Source organism: Nonomuraea sp. NPDC049269, assembly GCF_043197155.1.
Lineage (GTDB): Bacteria > Actinomycetota > Actinomycetes > Streptosporangiales > Streptosporangiaceae > Nonomuraea.
The window spans coordinates 348,962-373,694 of sequence record NZ_JBICSO010000010.1 but is presented as its reverse complement, the minus strand read 5'-3'; the positions used below and the strand labels follow the sequence as shown (position 1 = coordinate 373,694).

The 24,733-nt window shown below is 69.8% G+C and carries 24 protein-coding genes; 6 read left to right on the top strand and 18 right to left on the bottom strand.

From position 1 onward, the window contains the following. Positions 1 to 6: 6 nt before the first annotated feature. From ACGFNP_RS48050 to ACGFNP_RS48035, 4 genes are all read right to left on the bottom strand, one after another. Positions 7 to 285 (bottom strand): hypothetical protein, encoded by a 279-nt coding sequence (locus ACGFNP_RS48050; RefSeq protein ID WP_393329788.1) that lies wholly within the window; start codon positions 283 to 285, stop codon positions 7 to 9. A gap of 269 nt (positions 286 to 554) precedes the next feature. Further along, positions 555 to 710: a hypothetical protein gene (locus ACGFNP_RS48045; RefSeq protein ID WP_358327419.1), complete on the bottom strand. Its 156-nt coding sequence runs from the start codon at positions 708 to 710 to the stop codon at positions 555 to 557. A gap of 44 nt (positions 711 to 754) precedes the next feature. Next, positions 755 to 2,239, bottom strand: coding sequence for an MFS transporter (locus ACGFNP_RS48040; protein WP_393329786.1), 1,485 nt, complete (start codon positions 2,237 to 2,239; stop codon positions 755 to 757). After that, positions 2,232 to 2,432 carry a hypothetical protein gene (locus ACGFNP_RS48035; RefSeq protein ID WP_358327416.1) on the bottom strand — a complete coding sequence of 67 codons (201 nt, stop codon included), beginning with the start codon at positions 2,430 to 2,432 and terminating at the stop codon, positions 2,232 to 2,234. Before ACGFNP_RS48035 ends, ACGFNP_RS48040 begins: the two co-directional genes overlap by 8 nt. Positions 2,433 to 2,482: 50 nt before the next feature. Here ACGFNP_RS48035 and ACGFNP_RS48030 point away from each other — a divergent pair, with 50 nt between their 5' ends. Continuing rightward, complete coding sequence (locus ACGFNP_RS48030) at positions 2,483 to 3,097, top strand: TetR/AcrR family transcriptional regulator (protein ID WP_393329784.1); 615 nt, start codon at positions 2,483 to 2,485, stop codon at positions 3,095 to 3,097. Between the two features lie 215 nt (positions 3,098 to 3,312). Here the strand turns inward: ACGFNP_RS48030 and ACGFNP_RS48025 are convergent, their stop codons facing one another. After that, positions 3,313 to 4,047 (bottom strand): alpha/beta fold hydrolase, encoded by a 735-nt coding sequence (locus ACGFNP_RS48025; RefSeq protein ID WP_393329782.1) that lies wholly within the window; start codon positions 4,045 to 4,047, stop codon positions 3,313 to 3,315. Between the two features lie 77 nt (positions 4,048 to 4,124). On the opposite strand from ACGFNP_RS48025, the gene ACGFNP_RS48020 reads away from it, so the two are divergent. Continuing rightward, positions 4,125 to 5,099 (top strand): helix-turn-helix transcriptional regulator, encoded by a 975-nt coding sequence (locus tag ACGFNP_RS48020; protein ID WP_393329780.1) that lies wholly within the window; start codon positions 4,125 to 4,127, stop codon positions 5,097 to 5,099. A gap of 192 nt (positions 5,100 to 5,291) precedes the next feature. Here ACGFNP_RS48020 and ACGFNP_RS48015 read toward each other — a convergent pair whose 3' ends face one another. Further along, the gene (locus tag ACGFNP_RS48015; RefSeq protein WP_393329778.1) at positions 5,292 to 6,041 is read right to left on the bottom strand and encodes a VOC family protein; all 750 of its coding nucleotides are present in this window, start codon (positions 6,039 to 6,041) and stop codon (positions 5,292 to 5,294) included. Between the two features lie 212 nt (positions 6,042 to 6,253). Between ACGFNP_RS48015 and ACGFNP_RS48010 the strand changes: the two genes are divergently transcribed. Continuing rightward, complete coding sequence (locus ACGFNP_RS48010; RefSeq protein WP_393329776.1) at positions 6,254 to 7,483, top strand: MFS transporter; 1,230 nt, start codon at positions 6,254 to 6,256, stop codon at positions 7,481 to 7,483. A gap of 109 nt (positions 7,484 to 7,592) precedes the next feature. Here the strand turns inward: ACGFNP_RS48010 and ACGFNP_RS48005 are convergent, their stop codons facing one another. The 3 genes from ACGFNP_RS48005 to ACGFNP_RS47995 form a co-directional block, all read right to left on the bottom strand. Next, entirely contained in the window at positions 7,593 to 8,465 is an 873-nt protein-coding gene (locus tag ACGFNP_RS48005) for a hypothetical protein (RefSeq protein WP_358327404.1), read from the bottom strand. Positions 8,466 to 8,559: 94 nt separating this feature from the next. Further along, positions 8,560 to 9,609 (bottom strand): CU044_5270 family protein, encoded by a 1,050-nt coding sequence (locus ACGFNP_RS48000; protein WP_393329774.1) that lies wholly within the window; start codon positions 9,607 to 9,609, stop codon positions 8,560 to 8,562. Beyond that, positions 9,609 to 10,193, bottom strand: a complete 585-nt coding sequence (locus ACGFNP_RS47995; protein WP_393329772.1) for an RNA polymerase sigma factor — start codon at positions 10,191 to 10,193, stop codon at positions 9,609 to 9,611. Before ACGFNP_RS47995 ends, ACGFNP_RS48000 begins: the two co-directional genes overlap by 1 nt. Positions 10,194 to 10,701: 508 nt before the next feature. Here ACGFNP_RS47995 and rox point away from each other — a divergent pair. Next, entirely contained in the window at positions 10,702 to 12,126 is a 1,425-nt protein-coding gene (gene rox, locus ACGFNP_RS47990; RefSeq protein WP_393330140.1) for a rifampin monooxygenase, read from the top strand. 218 nt (positions 12,127 to 12,344) lie between these two features. Here the strand turns inward: rox and ACGFNP_RS47985 are convergent, their stop codons facing one another. From ACGFNP_RS47985 to ACGFNP_RS47950, 8 genes are all read right to left on the bottom strand, one after another. Continuing rightward, positions 12,345 to 13,550, bottom strand: a complete 1,206-nt coding sequence (locus tag ACGFNP_RS47985; RefSeq protein WP_393329770.1) for an MFS transporter — start codon at positions 13,548 to 13,550, stop codon at positions 12,345 to 12,347. Positions 13,551 to 14,043: 493 nt separating this feature from the next. Next, entirely contained in the window at positions 14,044 to 14,340 is a 297-nt protein-coding gene (locus ACGFNP_RS47980) for a hypothetical protein (RefSeq protein WP_393329768.1), read from the bottom strand. Beyond that, positions 14,337 to 16,094: an FAD-dependent monooxygenase gene (locus ACGFNP_RS47975; protein ID WP_393329766.1), complete on the bottom strand. Its 1,758-nt coding sequence runs from the start codon at positions 16,092 to 16,094 to the stop codon at positions 14,337 to 14,339. Before ACGFNP_RS47975 ends, ACGFNP_RS47980 begins: the two co-directional genes overlap by 4 nt. Next, positions 16,087 to 17,007: an amidohydrolase family protein gene (locus tag ACGFNP_RS47970; RefSeq protein ID WP_393329764.1), complete on the bottom strand. Its 921-nt coding sequence runs from the start codon at positions 17,005 to 17,007 to the stop codon at positions 16,087 to 16,089. The genes ACGFNP_RS47975 and ACGFNP_RS47970 overlap by 8 nt, the downstream gene beginning before the upstream one ends. A 97-nt stretch (positions 17,008 to 17,104) precedes the next feature. After that, complete coding sequence (locus tag ACGFNP_RS47965; RefSeq protein WP_393329763.1) at positions 17,105 to 18,940, bottom strand: acyl-CoA synthetase; 1,836 nt, start codon at positions 18,938 to 18,940, stop codon at positions 17,105 to 17,107. Next, positions 18,937 to 19,848, bottom strand: a complete 912-nt coding sequence (locus ACGFNP_RS47960) for a VOC family protein (protein ID WP_393329761.1) — start codon at positions 19,846 to 19,848, stop codon at positions 18,937 to 18,939. Before ACGFNP_RS47960 ends, ACGFNP_RS47965 begins: the two co-directional genes overlap by 4 nt. 1 nt (position 19,849) lies before the next feature. After that, on the bottom strand, positions 19,850 to 20,686 hold the full coding sequence (locus ACGFNP_RS47955) for a fumarylacetoacetate hydrolase family protein (protein WP_393329759.1): 837 nt from the start codon (positions 20,684 to 20,686) through the stop codon (positions 19,850 to 19,852). A gap of 118 nt (positions 20,687 to 20,804) precedes the next feature. Further along, positions 20,805 to 22,043 carry a PucR family transcriptional regulator gene (locus ACGFNP_RS47950; RefSeq protein ID WP_393330137.1) on the bottom strand — a complete coding sequence of 413 codons (1,239 nt, stop codon included), beginning with the start codon at positions 22,041 to 22,043 and terminating at the stop codon, positions 20,805 to 20,807. A 223-nt stretch (positions 22,044 to 22,266) separates the two neighbouring features. On the opposite strand from ACGFNP_RS47950, the gene ACGFNP_RS47945 reads away from it, so the two are divergent. Beyond that, positions 22,267 to 23,151: a DUF2268 domain-containing protein gene (locus ACGFNP_RS47945; protein WP_393329757.1), complete on the top strand. Its 885-nt coding sequence runs from the start codon at positions 22,267 to 22,269 to the stop codon at positions 23,149 to 23,151. A gap of 10 nt (positions 23,152 to 23,161) precedes the next feature. Continuing rightward, entirely contained in the window at positions 23,162 to 23,920 is a 759-nt protein-coding gene (locus ACGFNP_RS47940; RefSeq protein WP_358327384.1) for a MerR family transcriptional regulator, read from the top strand. 202 nt (positions 23,921 to 24,122) lie between these two features. Here the strand turns inward: ACGFNP_RS47940 and ACGFNP_RS47935 are convergent, their stop codons facing one another. After that, positions 24,123 to 24,710, bottom strand: coding sequence for an HD domain-containing protein (locus tag ACGFNP_RS47935; RefSeq protein ID WP_393329755.1), 588 nt, complete (start codon positions 24,708 to 24,710; stop codon positions 24,123 to 24,125). Positions 24,711 to 24,733: the final 23 nt, after the last annotated feature.

Below are 24,733 nucleotides of genomic sequence, written 5' to 3'. Positions count from 1 at the left end.
TCCGGTTCAGCGCACCGGATGCTCCCCGGCTGAAAGCCCCTCGGCGAGCATCCGGCGCACCTGCTCATGCGAGATCCCGGCGCTCGCGCCGATCTTGCGCAGGCCCCACCCCTCACCCCGCGCGCCCGCCATCGCCTCGATCAGCGCCGCGCCGGTCACCTCCTCCAGCATCGCGCGCAGCTCCGACAGCCGCCGAAGCCGCAGCGCGGGCGCGAGGTCAACGATCTCCCGGCAAAAGCGATCAACATCAGCACGCAGGAACGCCACATCCTCAGAATCCGCCATCGGGCAAGCCTGCCCTGGTCAGACCCATGGCGTCAAAACATGTGACACTAAACCCGGTTCACCGATCCACTCCTACTGGCAGGCCTACTTCGACTCGGAGATGCAGGCCCGATGAGAGTAGCGGGCATGGGGCAGGCGCTGTTCCTTCGACGGCACTGCAGCCCTATGCGCATCGGGACTACGAGCGAGGCCACGGTCATCCCTCCTTCGGGCACCGTCGCCGACGACGACAGGGAAGGCCAACCCCGGACTCCCACCGAAGCGTCCAGCTAAGTTACTCGCGGGTACCGCCAACGGCTGTCCACAGGTTCCTCAATCCCGGGGTAGCCGAACCCGAGGCCGTCCTCGCTCCGCAGCCGTTGGCAGTCGGTGATCGAATCGCCGGTGAACACCACGGTGCTGCCCGGTCGGAGGGTGATCGTCATGTGTGCTCCTCGCAATCGGTTCGGGGGCGCTGCGGCGGGGGGTGTCAGGCGTCCTGGGGGACGGTGTCGTCGATGGGGGTGGCCGCCTGGTCGACGGCGGCGTACCGGCTGCGGGCGATCCCCCAGCCGACGAGGGCCGCCGCGATGATGGTGAGGGTGAGGCCCGCGATGGTGACGGCCCGGTGGAACTCGCCGGTCTGCTGCGGGCTCCAGGGGGAGGTGGCGATGTCGCCGGTGAACAGGGTGGCCAGGATGGTGCCGGTGACGACGATGCCGACACCGGAGGTGACCTCGGTGGCGGTGTCGACGAGCGCGGTGCCGATGGTGGTCCGGTTCTCGGGCAGGCCGCGGACCACGTTGAACCCGGCGACGACGCCGACCACGCGCATCCCGGCCGCCACGAGGACGAGCGCGATCGCGACCCACAGGTAGCCGAACCGGCCGAGCAGGCCGTAGACGGCGAGGCCGGACACGACCGCCGCGGCGCTGATCCACGCGGCCCGGTCCAGGCCGACACGCTGCACGAACGGGTCGACGAACGCGCTGCCCGCGATGAGGACGACGACCTGCGGCAGCATCCCGATGGCGGCCAGTGCGGGCGTCCAGCCCCAGTCGAGCTGCAGTTGCAGCGTCACCATGTAACCGAGTCCAGCGGTCGCCAGCCCGGTGGCGGCTTTGTAGGCCAGGCCGCTGGAGACCAAGGGGAGGGCGAGAAGCTTCAGGTCGAGCAGCGGATGGCGGGCCAGGCGCTCGCGCAGGACGAAACAGATCGCCGTCACGGCGGCCGCGGCGGTGGCCGCCCAGGGCGCCCAGGAGCCGGCGCCCTCGTCCACGAACAGCGTCGGGGCGAGGAGCGCGAGCACGATCGTCGCCGTGCCCAGCAGCATCCCGGGGACGTCGAGGGGGTCGCGGTGAAGGCCGGACGGATCGTCGACGGCGATGCCGGACCGCACGCCGAGGAACGCGAGCACGGCGATCGGCACGTTCACCAGCAGCAGGACCTGCCAGGGCGCGATCGCCAGCACCAGGCCGCCCGCCGTCGGGCCGATCGCGAGCCCGACCAGGCCGACGGTCGAGATGAGGGTCAGCGCGCGCACGCGCGGGCCGTCCTCGTCGAACAGCCGGAACGCCAGCGCCATCGATCCCGGGGTCGTCATCGCCGCGGCGACCCCCATCGTCGCCCGGACGGCGATCAGCTGCTCGGCGGTGGTGACCACGGCGGTCGCCAGGCTTGCCACGCCGAGCAGGACCAGCCCGATCAGCATGATCCGCCGCCGGCCGAACCGATCGGCGATCGCGCCGAACGCCAGCATCAACCCGCCGAACACGACCGCATAGGCGCCCGTCACCCACTGCAAGGCGGTCGTGGAGGCGTGCAGCTCGCGTCCGATCACGGGCAGCGCGACGTTCAGGATCGAGTTGTCCAGCATCTCGAAGAGGAACACCGCCGACAGCCCCGCCAACGCGACCCACGCCTCCCGTAGCGATCGGGGAGTACGACCTGGCCGGCCCGCGGCCATCTCATTCATGCAGGTCTGCCTTCACGTCGTGATCCCGGCGGGGACCCTGATCGGCACGGGCGTCGGCGCGGCCCGGCACGGGGCGATCCGGCCGCCCGCGCGGACCGGTCACCTCCGCCTGCGCACGGGACGCGGTCGCGGTGGCGCGCGGCCCACTGGGGCCCGCTCCGGCGACAATGATGGTTGTCTGTTCGAAGGGCATGCCACTAGGTTATGCGACTAAGTTAAGTGACACAAGGAAGTGGAGCCGGGATGCCCAGGACCGGAGCGCGAGGCGGACCGCGGACGCGCGCGAAGATCTCAGAGGTCGCGACCCGGCTGTTCCTCGAACGCGGCTTCGACACGGTCACGGTCACCGAGGTCGCGCGGGAGGCCGGGGTCTCGGCCGTGACGGTCTTCAAGCACTTCCCGCGCAAGGAGGACCTCCTCCTGGACCGCGAGGTCGACGCCGTCGGGCTCCTGCGCTCAGCGGTACAGGACCGCGCCCCGGATGCCGGAGTGCTCCAGTCCTTGCGCGATATGGCGTTCCGTCTCCTCGAGGAGCGGCACGCCCTGTCCGGCCTCAAGGACGGATCCGTCCCCTTCTTCCGGACCGTCGCCGCCTCGCCCGCGCTGGTCGCCCGCGCCAGGGAGATCGCCTCCGACCTCCAGCAGACCCTCGCCGGCGAGCTCGAACACGACCCCGCCTTCGACGGCGACGCCCCGCTGCTCGCCGCCTTCTTCATCGCCGGCTACACCGCCGTACTGGTGGAGACCGCCCGGCTCCTGATCGCCGGAGAACCGGCCGACACCATCGCAGACGACCACCGCGCGCGCCTGGAGCGCCTGTTCGACGCCCTCAACAGCGGATTCGGGCCCCGGCCGTGAGGATCGCCGCAGCACTGCGCGCAGCGGCGGGCAATGCCGCCGCGCAAGACGGCCCGGCTTCGTGTGAGGGGCCGGCGCGGTTCTTGGTACACGAAGGGTCCGCCACCCCGAGCTGCTCGGCCACGTCGCCAGGATCGTGCCGAGTATCCGCGCCGTCCGGCACTGCAGACCCAAGCCGCGCAGTCTGCGATCGGATGTGCCGTCCCCTGGCAGCGTCAGGAGACGACCGCGTGAAGGACATCGGCGAGCTCCCCGGGCGCGGACAGCATCGGCCAATGTCCGGTGGACAGGTCGAATCGGCGCCACGGTGGCTGGTTCAGGAAAGCCAGCATCGGCACCCCGGCATCCAGCAGTGCCCGGAAGTCGTTGCAAGCGATCAGGACGCGGTCCACGCCGGGCCCCGGCTCGGCCAGGCCGGTGAGCCGCTGCTCGTACGTGCCGAACGGCTGGGGCATGGCCTTCGCGCGCATGAGGTCGAGCTGGTCCTCGCTGAGCCCCTCCAGGCTGCCGAACGAGCCGAGGACCTCGATGGGCGGCATCGGCAGTCGCCATCCCTCCCCGTGATCGGCGACCTGCTTGCTCAGCTGCTCCGCCGCCTGCGGCGGCATGAGGTCCAGCATGCCCATTCCCTCGGCGAATGGGGCGCTGTCGAGGTAGACCAGACGCTCCAGCCGCGATCCCAGGCGCCCGGCGGCACCGGTGACGGGTGCCCCGGCGTAGCTGTGCGCCACGAGGGTGACATCGTGCAGACCGTGCTGGTCGACGGCCGTGACGATGTCGTCGATGTGGGTGTCCAGGTTCGTTTCCGGAGTCGCCTGGCCGGCGCCTTCGCCGAGGCCCGTCAGCGTCACCGGCAGCACCGTGTGGCCGCGTTCCCGCAGCGCACGGGTGATGTCTTCCCAGGCCCAGGCGCCCAGCCAAGCGCCGGGAACGAGCACGAAAGTAGCCACGCTTCTCCCTTTCGAAGTGGTGAAGCGAGCATAGGGTTGATACAGGACAGTTTCCGCCCTGTTATTGTGAGTGATCCATGTCTCATCCCCTGACGCGCGTGCTCGCCCTTCTCGAACTCCTCCAAACGCACGCAGGACTCACCGGCACCCAGCTGGCGGACCGCCTGGGCACTGATGTCCGCACAGTGCGCCGGTACACGGCGCACCTGCGGGAGCTCGGCATTCCGGTGGAGTCCGATCGTGGCCGTTACGGCGGCTACCGGCTGGCCCGCGGCTACCGGATGCCGCCCCTGGTGCTCACGAATGACGAGGCCCTCGCGGTCGTCCTGGGTCTGCTCGCTGGAGAGCGGCTGGGCATGAGCAGCACCGCACCGGCCGGCGCCGGCGCCTTGGCCAAGATCGAGCGAGTACTGCCGCAGGCCCTGCGGGAACCGCTCGCCGCCATGCGCGACACCCTGTCGTTCACCGGCAACACCGTGAACGCGCAGGTTCCCGAAACCGGCGTCCTGCTGGCTCTGGCTGAGGCCTCCCGATCCCACCGAAGCGTCGCCCTGCGCTACCGGTCCTGGCGCCAGGAACACAGCGAACGCGACCTCGACCCGTACGGTGTGGTCTTCCACGCCGGGCGCTGGTACGTCATCGGCCACGATCACCTTCGCGACAGTCTGCGTACGTTCCGCATCGACCGAATCGCCTCCATCACACCCCGCGACGCCACCTTCACCACCCCCGCCGGCTTCGACCCGGTCACCCACCTCATCGCCACCCTGGCGCAGGCCCCCTACCGCTGGGAGGTCGAAATCCTCATCGACGGCCCTCTTGGCGAGATCGCGCGACGGCTACCGAACAGCGTCGCCACTCTCACCGCCCAACCCAACGGTGTCCTGATGCGCGCCCGGGCGGAACGGCTCGACGGCATGGCCCACCTCCTCGCCTCCCTGGAATGGCCCTTCACCATCCATAGCCCCGACGAACTGCGCCAAGCCCTCAAGGACCTGGCGCGTCAACTCACCGCGGCGGCCGAACGACAACCGGAGATCCTGGCGCGGTAAATCACGGATTTACCGCGGTCAGATCGCCGCCGTCTGGCGCCTGGAAGACCCTCTGGAGGCTCCTGCATGAGAGCGCGGCCAGGGTGGAGGAGGCGTGACTCGCAACTAATCGCCACACTCTCAGCGTCTGGCAATCAAGTACCGCGTCGAGGGGCTTGCCGGTGTCCGGCCCGAAGGCGGGGAGGCTCCGCGTCAGGCGGGACCGAGGACGCAGAACTCGTTGCCCTCCGGGTCGGCCAGGACCATCCACGGCGCGTCGCCCTGGCCGAGGCCGAGGCCGAGGTCGATGTCGGTGGCGCCGAGGGCCCGCAGCCGGGCCACCTCGACCGCTTGATCGTCACCGCGGTACGGCAGCAGGTCGAGATGGACGCGGTTCCACACGGTCGGCACACCGGGCGTGCGGAGGAACTCCAGATACGGCCCGACACCCTTGGCCGAGCGCAGTCGCGCATGATCGTCGGTCACTTCGTGCAGGGTCCAGTCCATGGCCTCGTCCCAGAACCGGGCCATGGCCCGCGGGTCCGCGCAGTCGACCACCACCGCGGCGATCGGCCCGGTGTCCCGGTAGATCTCCCGAGGCTCCAGCACGCAGAAGACGTTGCCCTCCGGGTCGGCCAGAACCGTCCACGGAACGTCGCCCTGACCCACATCGGCGGGAGTCGCACCGAGATCCTTCAGGCGCGCGACCAAGTCGGCCTGATGGGCCGCGGAGGTGGTGGCGAGATCGAGGTGTACGCGGTACTTCACCGTTTCGGGGTCCGGGACAGTCACGACATCGATGTAGAAGCCGGCGGGGTCCGGCCAGACGAGACCCTCGGGCTCGAGGTTGGTCACGCCGGGTCCCTCGCTGGAAAGACCCCAACCGAGCGCCTCCGCCCAGAACCGGCCGAGCGCCGCGTCATCCCGAGCCTTGAAGTTCACCTGAACAAGCCTCAGCGCCATGCCGCCGATCATATGCCCAACGGATGAAACGGGATTAACCGCGCATTTTCCACTCAACTGACGGTAACGGGCAGGGCGGGGACCAGATTGTCGGAACCCCCGTCCCCGCGGCCGCTCAAGTTCCCGAGGCGAAGAGCCGGCTCACCCCTCCTCGGCACTTGGCGCGAAAACGCGTTGCCAGGGATGCTCGCAAAACGTATGGTTTTGCGCTCGTGATCACACTGGTGGAGCGAGTCCTGCCTGCTCGGCTGGGGACAGGATTTCGGTGGTTGCTGGCCTCGAGCTGGCTGACGAATCTCGGTGACGGGGTCGCGGCTGCCGCGGGCCCACTGCTGATCGCGACGTTGACCAGCGACCCGCTGCTGATTTCGCTGTCGGCCCTGGTGGGCTGGGCGCCGCCGCTGCTGTTCGGCCTGTACGCGGGCGTGCTGTCGGATCGGTACAACCGGCGCAGGATCGTGCTGGTCGCGAACACGGTGCGCGCCGTGGTGCTGGCAGCGCTCGTCGCGCTCATGGTGACCGGCACCGTGACCGTGGCGACGGCGCTGGTGGCGCTCACGCTGCGATCCATCGCCGAGGTGTTCGCCGACAACGCGACAGCCACGCTGACTCCCATGATGGTCGGCAAGGACGATCTCGTCATCGCCAACGCCCGCCTGGGCACGGGGTTCATCACGCTCAATCAGCTCGCCGGGCCGCCGATCGGCGCGGCACTGTTCGGCCTGGGCTTGACCTGGCCGTTCGCGGCCCAGTTGCTCCTGGTGGTGGCGGCGATCGTCCTGGTCTCCCGGATCACGCTGCCGCCGCACGGCCGACAGGCCGACGACCCCGTGATGCCTGACACCGTACGGGAACTGGTCGCCGGGTTCAGCTGGACCATCCAGCACGCGGCGGTCCGCACGCTGGCGCTCACCATCCTGATCTTCAACTTCACGTTCGGCGCGGCCTGGTCGGTTCTCGTCCTCTACACCCAGGAGCAGCTCGGCCTCGGTGCCATGGGCTTCGGTCTGATGACCACCATCGGCGGGATCGGCGGCTTGATCGGCACCGGTCTGTACGGGGCCATCACCCGCAGGGTGAGCCTCGGCGCCCTGATGCGGATCGGACTCATCATCGAAACGTTCACCCATCTGGGCCTGGCCCTGACCCATTCGCCATGGGTCGCCGGGAGCATCTTCCTGGCCTTCGGCGCGCACGCCTTCATATGGGGCACGACCTCGGTCACCGTCCGCCAGCGCGCGGTCCCGCGCGAACTGCAGGGCCGGGTGGGCAGTGTCAACACCGTCTGCGTTTACGCCGGTCTGGTGGTCGGCTCGTTGATCGGCGGTGTCCTGGCCACCCGCTTCGGTGTCGCGGCGCCCTTCTGGTTCGCCTTCGCTGGCTCCGCGGTGTTCGTGGTGCTGCTGTGGCGGCAGCTCATGCTTATCGCCCACGATGATTGAGATGTGACGATTGAAATGTTCGGTGGACGCCTAAGCATGCCTTTCCGAACTCGTCACTCGTCGCGAGGGGTGCCGCTCGCGCCACGAGCGGCACCCCGGGAGCGCTGCGTCAGACGAGCTTGCTGTAGATCCGGGACGGGATCGCCTGGGCCGCGCCCTCCCGGCCGAACTCCTGGTAGACCCGCGACGTGAGCTCCATGGCCTTGGGGGAGTAGGCGGGGTAGAAGCCCTTACCGCACTCCAGGTCCTTCAGCGCCGCCTTGATCTCCTTGTCCAGGTACGGCCTGGCCTGCGCGGGCTTCAGGTTCGGCCGGAAGATGACGTTCTCGCCCTTGGGCTGCTCGCCCTTCCACGCCTTCTTGGCGACGTCCGAAGCCTGCCGCACGATCTTCGTGTGGCTCAGACCGTCCAGCTCGGTCGGCTCGGTCCGGCTGACGCCCAGGCACGCGGCGAACTGCTTGCCCAGCTGGACGAGCTGCTTGTCCTGGTCGAGGACGCTCAACGACTTCCGCACCGCCGCTTCGAGCTGGTCGTAGTAGTCCTCCTGGGAGGTGACGGTCTTGCCCAGCACCTCCTTGACCGCCGCAGAGAAGCAGGACTCGTCGGCGGCGCGCCACTTCTTCAGCTGGCCGGCCGAGAGCGACATCAGCATCTTGTTGTTCGGGTTCTCGTGCTGAACGGGGTTGACGACCTTGTCCTTCGGATAGACGTTCGGGGACCAGACGCCGAAGCCGTACTTGGCCCGGTACGCCCGCAGCGCCTCCAGGTCGCCCGCGAGCCGCTCCTGCTCTCCGGGCTGCCACGTGTACCGAGGCTCCGGCGAGGCGACGTAGTCCAGGCCCCGCTCGGTCATGCAGGCGACGCGCTTGGCTTCCAGCTGCGTCTGCTTTTCGTACGCGGCCGCGTCCCCCGATGGCGGCGAGGTGAGGCCGCCGAACGAGCCGGCGAGCAGGGTGGCCGCGACCGCCTTGGCGATGAACATGGATGTTCTCCTTCTTCCTTGAGGGCATGCCGGATCGATCTGAGGGCATGCGGAACAGAACTCACGGCCGCAAAGGCCGGATCAGGGGGAAGTCTCAGCAGGGGATCTTCATGCGGGACGCCTTCGGCGACACCTCGGGCAGGCCGGGGGCGAGATCGACGGCGAGCACGGCGGTGCCGGTTACCGCGCCCTTCTTCTCGGTGTACTCGCTGTCGGAGGACACTTTCACCTTGCGGTCCCTGGTGTTCACGGTGCGCTCGCCCAGGTATCGGTAGGTCTTCCGGTCGAAGATCAGCTCGGACCGGGTGCCGTTGCCCTCGTCCATGGCGACGGCCAGGCCGGGGCGGCCGGCGGCGTCCACGGCGTCGTGGATGAGCACGATGCCGTCCAGCCCGGCGGCGACCTGGTACAGCGCGGCGCTCAGGCTGGGCCGTACCACGGACTCGCGGACCAGGCTCTGAAGGGAGCGCCAGATGCGCAGCGGCTCCTCTCCCGTGTCGGCCACGATCTTCGCGCGTGCCTGGGCGGGGTCCGTCGGCCAGGCGCCGAGGCGCGCGTACGCCGGCTGGCCGGGGCAGGCTCCCGACTCGGACACGATGTCCTCTACGCCGCGGTCCCAGTACGTGCGGGGCGCCGGTCCCGTGGCCGACAGGTTCTGGCTGCGGCTCAGCCAGGGCTTGCCCACGTCGGCGGCCTCCCAGCGCTCCTCGCTGACCAGCACCTTGGTGTAGAGCGTCCGGCCCGACTTGTCCGTGGTGTACAGGCTGTGCTGGGCCAGCATCTTGGTGTGGACGTACTGGCCGCGCGCCGGCACCGTGTCGGGCCGGCCGGCGGCGGCCCGCGCGGCCAGGGTGAGCAGCGCCTGAGCGTCGGCCGGAGGGGCGGCGATCAGGAAGCCGGGGGTACGCGGGTCGGAGCCACCCAGGCTCACCTGGGTGACGATGATTCCGCCGGTGAGCATCACCCCCATGGCGCCGACCAGGGCGACGCGCCGGACCGGCGGCGCGGACGGCCACCTGCGGCGCGGACGGTGAAACCGTGACGCCTGTGCGGTGCGGAGGAGGCGGTCACGCCCCTTCGCCGCCGCCTCCGGCGTCGGCTCGGGCTCCGCGAACACGGCCTCGATCAGCTTCAGCTCGTCCATCACCATTCCCCGATCGGGTTGACGTCGCCCAGTGTCTCGCGCAGCTTCTTGCGTGCCCTGTTGATCCGGGACCCCACGGTCCCCACTGGTATGTCCAGGGCGGTGGCGATCTCCTCGTAGCCCAGCCCGCCGAACACGAGCAGGAACACCACGTCGCGATCGCCCTTCGCCAGGCCCTTCAGCCCCCGTACGAGCTCCGGCCGGCTGGCCTGCGCCGCGAGCTGCGAGGTCACCCGATCCTCGTGCCCGTCGGCGGAGTCCTCAGCCGCGATCTTGCTGAGCGCGTTCAGGCGGCGGCCCTCCCTGCGGCGGTGCCGGGCCACGACATTCGTGGCGATGCCGAATAACCACGACCGCACGGTGCCCCGCTGCGGGTCGAAACCGTGCCTGCCGTTGAACGCGAGCAGGAAGGCGTCCGCGACCAGGTCCTCGGCCTGCTCGCTGCCGAGCCGGGCGGCCAGATAGCGGTAGACCTCCTTGAAGTACCGGTCGTACAGGAGGGCGAAAAGCTCGGGATTGTCCAGCGACTGCTCGACCACGATGACGTCTTCCATCACATCGCTGGCGTCAGGTGGTGCAGTCATGGCGTCCTTCCGAAGGCAACTATCGTCCAGTGTTCGCCGCTCGGCAGGTTTTCTTCACGCCAATTTCCCGAAACCTCGCATCACATGACAGACGGTGTGCGCATGCTGCGCGGCTCGGTATGGCCGCATGCGACCTCACGGGTACACGGGTTGGCGTCCACTTCGTGCCGGCCCGTTCGGAGCCGTGATCTCGTGGCTGGAAAAGGATTGGACGCGATGATGCTCGGGCTTGTAGCTTCCAGTTGACCGTGACACCGCCCGAGGAGGTGAGACCCATGAACGCTATAGCGATGTGGGTGCTCCCCCTTTCCGTCACGGCCGGGCGATTGACGTAGGTGTCGCCGGGAGCGCCTCACCAACAAGGCACTCCCGAAAGGCAACACCTATGCACTCCCAGCAGGTAACCGCCGAGCCGCCGTCGAACGACAGGGCCGAGCGTGACTCCACGGTGGGCGACGTCCCCGGAGTTCTCCGGTCGCCGGCCTCCGGCGCCGATCGCGCGCCCCTCATCTTCGATGTGATCATTGCCGGGTGCGGGCCGACCGGTGCGATGCTGGCCGCCGAACTGCGGCTGCACGATGTGCGGGTGCTCGTTCTGGAGAAGGAAACCGAGCCCGTGTCGTTCGTCCGCATCGTCGGTCTGCATATTCGCAGTCTCGAGCTGATGGCCATGCGCGGACTGCTGGATCGCCTTCTCCAGCATGGAAGACAGCGTCCGGCCGGCGGTTTCTTCGCCGCCATCCCCAAACCCGCGCCCAAGGGCCTGGATTCCGCGTACGCCTATCTGCTGGGTATCCCGCAGCCGGTCATCGAACAGCTGCTGGAAGAACGCGCGATCGAACTGGGTGCGCAGGTCCGGCGCGGTTGCGCGGTCGCCGGTTTCGAGCAGGACGACGAGGGTGTGACCGTCGAGCTGGCCGATGGGGAACAGCTGCGTTCGCGCTATCTCGTCGGCTGTGACGGCGCGCGTAGTACGGTGCGCAAAGTGCTCGGCGTCGGCTTCCCCGGCGAGCCCTCACGGACCGACACGCTCATGGGCGAGATGAAAGTGGGTGTGCCGCAGGAAGAGATCACCGCCAAGGTGACCGGAATCGGCCAGACCCATCAGCGATTCTGGCTCCGGCCCTTCGGCGAAGGGGTCTATAGCGTCATAGTCCCCGCCGCGGGAGTCAGCGACCGCGCGGAACCGCCCACCCTCGAGGATTTCAAACAACAGTTGCGCACCATCGCCGGAACCGATTTCGGCGTGCACTCCCCGCGCTGGATGTCCCGCTTCGGGGATGCCACCCGGCAGGCCGAACGTTATCGGGTCGGGCGGGTGCTGCTGGCAGGCGATGCGGCACACATCCATCCACCCACCGGCGGACAGGGCCTCAACCTGGGCGTTCAGGACGCATTCAACCTCGGCTGGAAACTGGCCGCACAGATCCACGGCTGGGCCCCGGAAACACTGCTGGACACCTACCAGGCCGAACGTCATCCGGTCGCCGAGGACGTGCTGGACAACACCCGCGCCCAGATGGAACTGCATTCCACCGAACCGGGCCCGCAGGCCGTGCGCAGGCTGCTCACCGAACTGATGGACTTCGACGAGGTGAACCGCTATCTGATCGAGAAGATCACCGCGATCGGCATCCGCTACGACTTCGGCGAAGGCCCTGACCTGCTCGGCCGCCGCCTGCGCGACATCGACGTGAAACATGGCCACCTCTACGGTCTGCTGCATCGCGGCCGCGGCCTGCTGCTGGACCGCACCGAACGCCTGACCGTCGACGGCTGGTCAGACCGGGTCGATTACCTCGCGGATCCCACTGCGGAACTGGATGTTCCGTGCGTCCTGCTACGCCCTGACGGCCACGTCGCCTGGATCGGCGACGATCAGCAGGACCTGGACGACCACCTCTCCCGCTGGTTCGGCAAGCCCGCCAACTGATGTGGCCTGAGCAACCGAACGGCCAGTAGCGACTGACCATCGGAAGGCTGGACGCAGCATCAGCCGTGGTGCTCCGACGCCAGGGTCGGCCTGCGCACCATCATGGCCGACCCTGGTCAGTGGCGAGGGCGCGGTTGAACTAGTCGATGCCTTCTCGGACGTGTCGATTTCTGCGACGCCCCAGCCCCTTAGGTCGTACGCAGGCTCTTGGGACAGCCTCAGCCGGACGTGCGTGGGCGGATCGCGTCGCGCAGGAGGAGCGTGGTGACCACGCTGCTCACCCCGGTCAGGGCGATCGCGAAGCCGACCGGGAGGAATTCCGCGAACACGCCGAAGACCAGGGGTCCGATCCCCTGGATGGTCATGGTGGTGGTGTTGAGCAGCGCGAAACTCTGTCCCTGAAGGTCGGACGGGACCGCCTCCAGGAAGCGTCGCTGCAGGCCGAGCAGGTAGGCGGATCCCATGCCAGTGATCACGTACACCGCGGCGATCGCCGGATGTGGCAGGTCCAGGATGAGCGCGATCGAGGGCGTGCCCATGACCAGCAGCAGTGGCAGGACGAGTCGTTCTCGGGTGGCAGGCGCGAATGCTCGCCCCACCACGACGTCGCCGATGAGCATGCCGACTGACGTGGCTGCCAAGAGGAGGCCGGTCTCCGTTGGGCTGAACCCACGCTGCGCGGAGTACGGGATGAGCAGGCTTCCCGCTGCGGCCAAGTACGCGGCGGGCAGGCACTGGACCATGATCAGCTTGGTGACCCCGGGGGCGGCGACGAGCGCGGCGTTACCTTGCCAGGTCTTACGCACGATCGACCCGCCCGCGCGGACCACCTCGAAGCGCGACAGAAACAGGCGGCTGATCACCAACGCGAGCAGGTGCGCCCCTGCGGTGACCAGCATCGTCCGCTCCACGCCCAGCCAGGCGATCAGCGCCCCACCGGCGGCCATGCCCACCAACTGCGCCGCAACCGCGACGAGGTAGTTCAGCGAACGCCCGAGCACGTAGGTATCGCCGGCGAGGATCTCCGCCAGGACTCGGCCTGCGGCCCCGGTGATGACCGGTGTCAGGCAGGCCACGGCCGCGACGAGGAGCAGGCTGACCGCGACCGGGAGGTGCCCGAACGCGAGCAGCAGCCCGACCGCGCACTGGAGAGCGTAGCCCGTGGTGATGAGGGCCCGCGGCGAGAACCGGTCCGCCATCGCGGCAAGAAACAGGCCGCCTGCGGCTTGGGGGAGGAAGCCGATCGTGAACGCCACCGCCGTCAACAACGGAGAGTTCGTCTGGCTGAACACCAGCACCGCCAGCGCGACGGACCGCAGCGTGTCCGACATAACGCCAAGCAGCCGGGCTGCGAACAGGGCACGGAACTGTGTGACCGCGAAGACCTGGCCATAGGTGGCCTTCGTCGTGAACTTATCGGTCATGGACTGGGATGCTCCCGAAACTTTCTTGGGCCGAACGGTGTCTACCGGTTGATCACGGTGGTTTTGCTCGTCAGTTTCGACAGCGCTCGGGGACTGAGTCTGGAGGGCGTCGTGTCCGGCATGATGGGATCATGGTTCACCCCGGCTGTCACCTCAACTGCTTTTCAGCCCGGGGATTGGTCCTCGCGCTCAGCCGGCGGCGAATCCTTGATCACGTGAGCGCCCAGCCAAGCCGCTCAGCCTGTGCAAGCCCTCTTGGCTACCCACAGTGCCCCGCAACGCCGCCACCGAAGAGGAACGCGCGGGACAGTCGGCACTGAGTAACAGGCGAATCATCGTGCTGGGACTGGTCGCCTTCGCACTGTCCACCGCCGAAGGGGCGGCCTACGACTGGTCCGACCTGCACCTGCGCAACGTCATCGGAGCCGCGCCCAACGTGGCCGTTACTGCGGGTTCCTCCCAGGACCCTCACTCATCGGATTCATGGCCCGGGTCACGACTCTCCGAATCGCCCTGATCGTCCCGGTCGCGTGCGCGGAGCGTGTTCGGCCCGTTGATCGCCGAGGTGCTTGCTCCACAGGGCGAACATCGGGCCGACGCCCTGTGGCAGCGACTGGCCGCAGGAGGTGTCGACCTCGGAGTGGAGCAGCAGCGCGGGCAGGTCGTCGGCGCCGGCCACGGCGTAGTTGAGGTGGATCTCGCCGGTGCCGAAGGTCCGCTCAGGGAAGTCGTGCGCGACGTAGGTGCGGTCGGGGTCGTAGCGGTGGCGGGTCCTGGGGTGCTGGGTCACGGCGTGGTGGCCTGGCCGAGGATCGACTGCAGGGCCTGGGACAGCTGGGCCGCCGTGTCGGCAGGCTCCTGGGCGCGCCAGGCGACGAACCGGTCGGGACGGACCAGGACCGCTCCGGCCGGGCCGTGGCCGCGGTGGCGGGTCCAGGTGGAGCGCGGGTCGAGCAGGTCGCCGTCCAGATGCCCGACGCGGACGGCGTCCAGCGGCCAGGTGTCGGCGAGCTTCGCGGCGGCCCGGCACCAGTCATGGCCGTCCTCACCGGCGATGAGCAGGAACCTGCCCGGCCGGACAAGGTCGTGGACGGGCAGGCGGTGGCCGTGGTCGTCTTCCAGCCAGGCGTGCGGCAAGGGGTGGCCGGGCCGGGCGCACGGCTGGTAGAGGCGGATCGGGTCGGGATTGTCCGGTTCGGGGGTGCCGTCGTCGACGACGGCGGCCGAGGCGTAGGTGTAGCCGTACTCGATGTTGTGCTCGTTGAACTCCATGGACTGCCCCGCGATGGCGCGTCGGACGGCGCGGGCGTATTCGGCGTCCTCGGGCAGCCCGCTCCACAGGCGGCGCATCTGCCGCCAGTTCGTCTCCGGATCGGCCCCGGGCACGATGCCGGCGGCCTGGCTGGTGACGATGTGGTTGAGGGCGTTCTCGACCGAGCGTTGCACGTTACGGGCGGTGACGGGCTTGCGCTCGGGCTCGTAGGTGTCCAGGAGCCGCTTGTCGGCGTGGCCGTGCAGGACGGCGGCGAGTTTCCAGGACAGGTTGGCGGCGTCCTGGATCGCGGAGTTGAGGCCGAGGCCGCCGGTGGGCGGGTGACGGTGGGCGGCATCGCCGAGCAGGAAGACGCGGCCGTCGCGGAAGCGGTCAGCGACCACGCCCTCGATGGACCAGCGGGTGATGAGGTGCACGGTGAGCGGGTGGTCCTCCAGGCCGAGCGCGGTGCGCAGGTCGGCGGCGACCTGCTCGTCGTCGAGGCCGCGCGGGTCGTCGGCGGCGTAGTTGAGGTGGACGACCCATTCCTCCGATTCGAGGCCCCAGTGGTCGGGCCCCATGGGGACCATGGTGGCGCCGCCGCCGGTGTGGGGGAGGGTCAGCCAGCGGATGAGCACCTCGGGGTCGTGGGCGAAGGCCGACAGGTCGGCCGACAGGTGGACGGTGGCGATGCGGGCCAGGTCGCGGGCGCCCTCCATGACGACGCCGAGCCGGCGTCCGACGGTGCGGCCACCGTCGCAGGCCAGCAGGTAGCGGGCGCGCACCTCATAGGTGTGGCCGCTGCCGCGGTCCAGGACGGTGGCGGTGACGCCGTCGGCGTCGGTGGTGAAGGTGGTCAGCTCATGGCCGAAGCGGATGCGGCCGGGGGCCAGTTCCTCGGCGCGGGCCTTGAGGATGGGCTCCAGCCGGATCTGCGGCAGGTTGGTCTGGCGCTGAGGGCTGGCGGCGGCCCAGTCGTCGGACAGGCCGCCGCAACCCCATGACTCGACCAGGCCGAAGCGGCGGCCGTAGTCGCCGGTGGGGCCGGCCAGGCCGGCGTACCAGCCGGAGTAGCGCATCTGCTCGGGCGGGGTGCCGCGCTCGTAGATGGTCTCGGAGATCCCGAGGTCGGAGAGGATCTCCATGGTGCGCTGGTTGAGCACGTGCGCCTTGGGCAGCACGGACGTGGCCTGCAGGGAGCTGACGAGCAGCTGGTCGACGCCGAGGCGGGACAGCAGCATGGAGGCGGTCAGGCCGGCGCCGCCGCCGCCCACGATGAGCACGTCAAGCATGGGGTGCCTCCTTCAGGCGGGGGAACAGCTCGCGGGCGTTGCGGTGGTTGATGGCGTCGTCGTCCGCCCAGGTGTTGAAGTAGGTGACGGCGAGTTCGGGGGCGAAGGGCCAGTCGCTGCCGTACAGGACGTGGCCGGGCTTGGCGAAGGCGAGCAGGGAGGGCAGGGCGGCTGGGCTGGCGGACAGGGCGGTGTCGAAGTAGAAGCCGGCCAGGTCTGCCAGGACCTGATTCGGGTCGCGGCCGGTGTCGCCGAAGACGGTGATGGCCAGGCGGTGGGCGGCGTACGGGACGAATCCGCCGGCGTGGGAGAGGATGAAGCGGATGTTCGGGAAGCGCCGCGGCACGTCGTGCTTGACCAGGGTGAAGGCGGCGCGGGTGGTGTCGAGCAGGAAGTCGGCGGCGAACGGCGGGATACCTTCGACCGTGGGCCCGGGCAGTTGGGCGGGGTGGACGAAGACGACGGCGGCGTGCTCGTCGAGGGCGGCCATGAGCGGGTCGAAGGCCGGGTCGCCCAAGTAGGCGCCGTGGCTGTTCGCCAGCAGCATCACCCCGTCGGCGGACAACTCGTCCAGCGCGTGGGCGGCCTCGGCTACGGCGGCCTTGACATCGGGCAGGGTCAGTGTGGCGAAGAAGCCGAACCGGCCGGGGCGGTCGGCGGCGAGCTGTGCGGCGTACTCGTTTGCCTGCCGGGCCACATACGCGGCATCGCTCCCGTCACCCAGGAAGGCGCCGGGCGTGGTCAGCGACAGGATCGCGGTGGCGATGCCTTGGCGATCCATCAGCTCCAGCGCCTCGGCGGGACTCCACGCCGGGAGCGGTCGCCCGCCCGGCGCGTCCACGCCGTGGGATTGCAGCCAGCGGGCGTACGGCTCGGGGACCAGGTGCTGGTGAACGTCGATGCGGCCGGTCATGCGGATTCCTCCTGAGTACGGGCGGTGCCGTCGGGCCGGGTGGTGGCCAGGACTCCGGCGGTCCGGCGGCTGAGGAGATCGCGGACGCGCTGGTCGATCATGAGGCCCTCGTACGGTAGGCGATGTTGTGCCGGTCGAGGGCGGCGGCCAGGTCCGGGTCCGGGTCGATCAGGGCGACCGGGCGGCCGTCCTCCAGCACGACGTCGGCCGGATGGCCGGGGGCGAGCTCGGCCAGGAGGCGGCGCACGGCGTCGGCGACCAGTTCGGGCTTGAACAGCTTGCCAACCGTGGTCGTCGGCAGCGACTCGACGACGTGAACCGCCTTGGGGGCGGCGGCCGGCTCGGATGCCCGCTTGCCCGCCCAGGCCAGCAGGGTCGCCTCGGTGACCGGGCTGTTGACGGTCACGTAGGCGACGGGTACCTCGCCGGAGTGCGCATCCGGGCGGCCCACCACGGCCGCGCCCGACACCTGCGGGTGGGCCAGCAAGGATTCCTCGATAGGCCGGGGATCCAGGTTGTGACCACCGCGGATGATCAGGTCCTTGGCGCGGCCGGTCAGGTAGACGTAGCCGTCGGCGTCGACGTGGCCGAGGTCACCGGTGAGCAGCCAGCCGTCGAAGATCTTGCCGGTCGGGTCCGGACCGTCGGGTCCCAGATAGCCGGGGAAGACGGCGGGACCTCTGATGGCCAGCACGCCGGTCTGCCCGGGCGGGCAGTCGCCGGTGGGCCGGTCATCGGCATCCATGGTGACGGCCTTGATGTGCTGGTACGGCAGCCGCAGTCCGACCGATCCGGCCCGGGGCGCGAAGGCGGGGGTGGCGGCGCTGGCGCAGGTGGCCTCGGTCAGCCCGTACCCCTCCAGCATGGGCACCTTGACCCGCTGCTCGAAGTCGGTGCGCACGCGGCCGGGCAGTGGGGCGGCGCCGACGGCGCCGGCGCGCAGGCTGGAGATGTCCACCCCGTCGGGCACCGGCGGCAGACTCGCGTAGACAGTCGGCACGGCCGAGAACGCGGTGACCCGGTAGCGCTCGATGATCCGCCAGAAGCCGGCCATGAGGGCCCGGTCGCGGTAGCCGAGCGGGCCAAGGCTGACCACCCCGGCGCCGTGCATGAACGGCGCCAACCCGGTCACGTGCACGGCGTTGACATGGAACAACGGCAACCCGGCCAGCGCCACCCCGTCACCGCCCGCGTAGGCGCCCGAGCAGCCGAGCACCCAGGCCATGTAGACCTCCATGGCGTGCGTGTGCGGGGCGATCTTGGGCGTGCCGGTGGTGCCGCCGGTGTGAAAGTACGCGGCCAGGTCCCCCGGCTCGGGCCGGTGGGAGGTGATCAGGCGGTCGCCGGGCTGTTCGGCGGCCAGCCGCTCGAAGTCGCCGCCCCGCATCGTCGCGGAGGCGTGAACGGCGTCGAGGGAGGCATTGCCACCCACGACCAGCAGCGCGCGCAGCCCCGGCAGCCCCCGGGCGACACGCAACGCCTTCTCCCACAGACCGGGCAGCATCGCCGACCCGGCCACCACCAGAATCTCGGCCCGGGTGAGGGTGAAGATGTCGATGATGTGCTGCTCGGCCAGCATCGGGTTGACCGGGTTGGCCACGCCGACGGCCTGGGCGCCGAGCAGGGCGGCGTAGGTGTGGCCGGAGTTGGGCAGCAGCAGGCCGATCGTTCCGCCCGGCATGAGGCCCAGACTGGTGTAGAGGTTGGCGGCCTGATGCACGCGGGTCAGCAGTTCGCCGTAGCTCCAGGTGGCATCCGCGCCTTCGCCCAGCAGGTGCAGCGCGGGCGCGTCCGGGGTCGCGGTGGCGGTGCGGGCCAGCAGCTCATAGGTGGAGGCGGGCAGGTCCCGCTCGGTCAGCGGCACCGCCTCCACCAGCGGTAGGTCCTCGGGGACCAGCACCAGCGGCCGGTTCCCGTCGGTGTGGTGGCTCATGTGCTGTGCGCTCCCGCCATCAGCGCGGCCAGGTCTTCGGGCTCGATGAACGACGGCGGCACCGGCGGCCCCCAGCTGTAGAGGATGCGCATGTCCTGGAACACCTCGGGCTTCCAGATCGCCTCGTCGACGACGCAGTCCAGGTCGCTGTAGTACTCGGAGAAGTTGCCGGCGGGGTCTTTGAGGTACCAGAAGAAGTTGGAGCCGATGTGGTGCCGTCCGAGCCCCCACACGTGCCGTTCGGGATGCCCTTCCAGCATGCGGTGAGCGCCGCGGCCGATCTCGTCGACGTCCTCGACCTCCCAGGAGGTGTGGTGCAGGTACGGCACCGGCGCGGGCTGGACCAGCACGTTGTGGTGGTCGATCGAGCAGCGCAGGAAGGCGGCGATGCCGGGCACCTCGTCGCTCACCTTGAACCCGATGCCGTCGGTGAAGAAGCGCTGGCTGGCCTCCTGGTCGGTGGAGCCGAGCACCACGTGACCGAGCTTGCGGGGGCGTACCGGCTGCTCGCGCAGCACGCCGGGGGAGCGGGTGTCGACCCGGTCGGCGCGGCCGGGACCGTTGTAGACGGGGGCGGGCTCGGCCGGGCGGGTGATCCGGTCGGCGATCGACACCTGGACGCGGACCTTGGTGCCGGGGTCGCTCACCCGGCCTTCGGCGTCCAGGGCCAGGTCCAGCCGGGCCAGGCTCGCGCCGATGCGGGCCATGTCGTCGGGGTCGTCCACGCCGACGCCCAGCTCGACCAGGCGGCGGGTGGGGGCGTGCACGAGCCGCAGTTGCTCGCCGCCGTCGGCGGTGGCGAAGGTGTGCTCGCCGGTCGGCCGCAGGCCGAAGTCGGCGTAGTAGGCGGCGGTATCGGCGACGTTGGGGACGCCGATGGTGATGCGGGTCAGGCGGTGCAACGCCATGTCAGGCTCCCGTGAACGTGGTGCGCAGGGTTCCGATGCCCTCGATCGTGGAGTGCAGGCGCTCGCCCGGGGCCAGGAAGCGGGCCGGGGTGCGGGTGCCGCCGATGCCGCCGGGGGTGCCGGTGAAGATCACGTCGCCCGGCAGCAGCGGAGTCACCGCCGACAACTTCTCGATCAGCTCCGGCACCGGGAAGATCATCTGGCTGGTACGGGCGTGCTGCATGCGCTCGCTGTCCAGGAGACAGGAGATCTCCAGGTCGCCGGGGTTCGCGAACTCGTCCGGGGTGACCAGCCACGGCCCCATCGGCCCGAAGCCCGGGAAGGATTTGCCGAGGGAGAACTGCTGCGGCTGCGGCGGCGACAGTTGCGTGATGCGCTCGGACAGGTCCTGCCCGACCGTCAGCCCGGCGACGTGGTCCCAGGCGTCGGCCGCGGCCACCCGGTGAGCGTGTCGGCCGATCACCACGACCAGTTCCACCTCCCAGTCGGTCAGCCCGCCCTCCGGCAGCGCGACCACGGCGTCCTGGCCCGTCAGGCAGGAGACGAACTTGGTGAACACCGGCGGCCTCGTCCCCGGCTCGATGTCCGACTCCTCGGCGTGGTCGCGGTAGTTCACCCCGATCGCGAACACCTGGCGCGGCGCCGGCGCGGGCGCCTCCAGGTCGGACTCGTCGAACGGGACGGGCGCGGCGTCGGTGCTCCAGGAACGCAGCTCGTCCCAGCGCTCGAACAGGGCCTGCGGGTCGGCCGGGAAGCGGCCGCCGCCGGCCTTCTCGATGTCGACCGCGCCGTCACCGGTCAGGAGCACGGCCCGGCCGGCGAGGTTGGCAACACGCATGGGCTTCCCTTCGTCATCAGTTTGCTACGCCGATTTAACGAAGGGCCCGCCGCCTGCCGCTTGTGCCGCGGGCCCAAATTCTCGCCGGGGCTTGGGCTCTGGGCGGGCTCGATCGGGCTCAGCGCGGAGTGCGGGCGATCTCCAGCGCCAGCCGAAGCTCCAGCAGGTCCTCCGGCAGCGGACGGCCGAGCAGGCCCTCGGCCTGCTTGACCCGGTACCCCACGGTGTTGCGCGAGACGTGCAACATCTCGCCCGCCCGTTGCGGACTGCGGCCCGAGGCCAGGTACACACGCAACGTCTCGCGCAGCTCAGCCCGCCGCGCGTCAGCGCCGGCCAGCCCGCCCAGCATCTCCTCGGCGAACCACTGCGCCCGCTCCCCGCTCGCCGCCAGCAGCGACCGGACCCGGATGCCGGCATGACGGCACAACCGGGTCTCCGCCAGAAACGCCTGAGCCTCCCTGGCGCCCAGATGGCTGCGCCGGAACCCGGCCACCCCGTACGCGACCGGGCCGACGGCCAGCCGCAGCCCCATCGGCACCTCGACGTCCGCGCTGGGGGCAGAACCCGAGAGCCGTCCCGTCCACGCCCACACATCCGACGGGCCCTCCTGCACCGTCAGCACGCCGTGGCCGTCCATCGCCCGCGCCGCCTCCGCCGCGAAGCGCCGCAACACCTCGGCCGGAGTGTCGAGTTCGTCGGCGACGACCACGAACGCCACGTGGTGGCGGGCCAGCTCGTAGCCCAGCGTGCGCTCGGCCGCCTCCTGGTCGATCCGCCGCCCCGCCACGATGTCGTCCACAATGCGGTGCCGCGCCGCCTCGGTGCTGGCCTGCCAGCGGTCTCGCTCGGCGATGTACTCCTCGGCCATCCGGCTGGCATGCGTGTCGGCGTAGGAGAACAACAGCTCGCTGACCCGATGGCTCTCCGTCGTGCGCGCCGGCTCGGGTTCGGCGTCGATGGCGTCCATCAGCCGCTGGTGCAGGCAGGCGTGTCCGATCCGTACGCCGCGTAGAACCAGGTCCAGCGGCACCCCACGGTGTACGAGATCCGCGTTGCCCTCCACCGCCTCCACCGGCACGAACTCCGGCGAGGGACGGGTGTCCTGGCACAGCCCGGTCAGCGCCGTCAGCACGCTCGCCTCCACCGAGCGCCGCAACGTCTCGAACGGCGTGCGCCCGCCGCCATAGGCGGGCACTTGCCGGATGACCTCCTGTGTCATCCACACGGCCGTCTCCACCGCCCACTCCGTCGGCCCGTTGCCCAGCGTCTGACGGGCGAAGGCCAAGGTGGCGGGGGTTGCCGCAGGGGGATGTCCGCCGCCCTGAGCCCGCAGGCCCAGCAGCCATTGGCACCGCATGTCACTCACGTGGCCAGTCCTAGCACGAAAGGCCCCGCAGGCGGTGGACGGGCTGGCGCAGCGCCCCGCCGCCTCCAAGCGATGGGCACGACACCGCGCTCTGTTCCTCGAACCCGGCGACGTCGCGTCATGACGGGACTGGGTGACGGCGTGCCGGCCGTACCTCGACGAAGAGAGCCGCTGGTTTGACCTTGACGCTGCGTCAACTTCTAGCATCGGGGCCATGTCGATCACTGTTCTTGACACCTATTCCGCCATGCGGCGGATCCTGCTGGCCCCGGTCGCGGACCGCGTTGACCTGCTGCGTTCGATGCTGGAGGCCAACAGGGGCATGTACCGCTACAACCCCGGCGAGGTCGACCTGGTCGCCGTGCACCTCGAAACGTCCGGGTTCCCCATCGACCGCGACGAGGGGCGCTGCCTCGACGCGCTCGAAACCCTGGCGGCGGCCGGGGCCTGGGAGCGGATGCAACGCGCCCTCGACAACGCTCTCGCCGTACTGCTGGAGGCGACGCCGGGGCTGGAGGCCCCGGACATCACCGTGCTGTTCGTCCTCGGCGATCCGGGTGACGAGCACTTCATGGGTCCCTGCAAAGGATTGACCGGGTTCGGCGGCATCTCGGGCCACATCGCCATCACATTCTGGCCCTTCCCCGAGAACGTGGAGCGGCTGGAAGCCACCGCCGTGCACGAACTGCACCACAACCTGCGGTGGAGCCCGGGCGGGGTTGTGTGGGACCCGATGACCGTCACGGTCGGCGATCACATCGTCGGCGAGGGCCTGGCCGACGCCTTCGCCCGACAGCTCTACGGCGACGAGCTCGGCCCCGCCCGCATCGGCGTGCCGCACCTGCACGACGACGAGGTCTTCAGCAAGGTACTCACCGGGCTCGACGTGACAGACATGCAGAACTTCACCGCCTGGGTGCACGGCGACCCCAGCGCCGAGCGCTTCGGCCTCACCCCGGTGGGACTGCCGATGGGCGCCGGGTACGCCGCGGGCAACCGGCTGGTCGACACCTACCTGGCGGAAACCGGGCAGACGGCGGCGCAGGCCCTGCACGCCGACAGCTCGGAGATCATCGCAACCACGCTCCGCCGCGGGTAACACTGGAACGATGGAGTGGACGATCCAGGAACTCGCGACGAGGGCCGGCATCACCAGCCGCACCCTGCGGCACTACGACCGCTTCGGACTCTTGGCCCCGTCCCGGGTCGGCGAGAACGGGTACCGCTACTACAACGCCACCGCGGTCGCCCGGCTCCAGCGGATCCTGCTGATGCGCCGGCTCGGCATGGGCTTGCCGGCCATCGCCGAGGTCCTGGCCGACGAAGTGGACACGGGCGACGGGCTCCGCGCCCACATCGCCGCACTGGAAGAGGAACGAGACCGCATCGAACGGCAGATCCGGTCTGTACGTCACACGCTCGAGGCCCTGCAGGCGGGGGCGGAACCGCGGATGGACGTCATGTTGGCGGGGTTCAACGACCACTACAAGGACGAGGTGATCTCACGCTGGGGCGAGCGGGCGTTCCAAGTGAGCAACGACTGGTGGCACGGCAAGACCCTTGACCAGCAGCTCGCCTGGAAGCAGGACGTCGAGGACCTCGTCGCCGCATGGGTGGCCGCGGCGAAGGCCGGGGTTTGCCCGACATCGGAACACGCTCAGTCACTGGCCGCCCGGCACGTCCGGTGGCTGAGCCAGATCCCGGGCACCCCCACGGCCGAGGGCGACCGGGAGTGCTCGATCTCGATGGTGAAAGGCCTAGGGGACATGTACGTAGACGACCCCCGCTTCGCCGGCATGTACGACGATGCCGCGGGGGCGAGGTTCGTCCGCGACGTGCTGCACGCGTACGCGCGGACCCGGATGTAGCTCGTAGAGGAGGCGGTCGAGCGCTACGACTTCCGAACCGCAAGGCGATGGCGCCGTCGCTGTGCCTGACCACATCGAGCAGGTGATGCCGCGGCAACGGGAGGCCTTCGTGGAGACGGTGCTGGAGCTGCTGCCGTTGCCCAGCACCGAAGACGACGGCGATCTGGAATGGCGGGTGGAACTCCTGGCGGCAGGACAGAGGTCACTTGCCGGCCTGCCGCTCGCGCAGGTACCAGGCTGCGATCGAGTATGGCGGTGCCGCGGCCTGGGAGCGGGCGGCATGCTCGACGATCGCGTCCTGCATGAAGCGCAAGTCGGCGGGTCGGGGGTATGTGGCGTAGATCGGCTGGAGCATCGCGGTGCCGAGGTCGGTGAAGACGCCAGCGTCGGTAAAGATACCTTTGTGGGTCAGATAGGTCAGCAGTCCGCGCCGGTCGGCAATGCCCAGGGAGGAGTGCAGGGCAATCGATTCCCACACCCGGTCGACGTCCGCCGCGGCGATGCCGTGCTCGGTCAGCACGGATGCCGCCAGATCGGCGCCTTCCACCTCGAACCGGGCCTGGCCGGCCGCGAGGGTGCCCAGCCCCAGATCGTGCATCACGCAGGCGGCGAAGAGCAGGTTCTCGTCGTAAGCCGCGTCGTTCAGGCAGCCTTCCTGCTCGGCCAGCAGGCGGGCGAACAGGAAGCTGCGGATGCTGTGATCGGCGATCGGCGTGCTCTCCGACTTATGTACGAGGGCGAGGCTCGCGTCGGCCAGCAGTCCCGTGGGCAGGGCGAGGATGTCATTCATGCCCCGACCGTATGAGCGCGGAA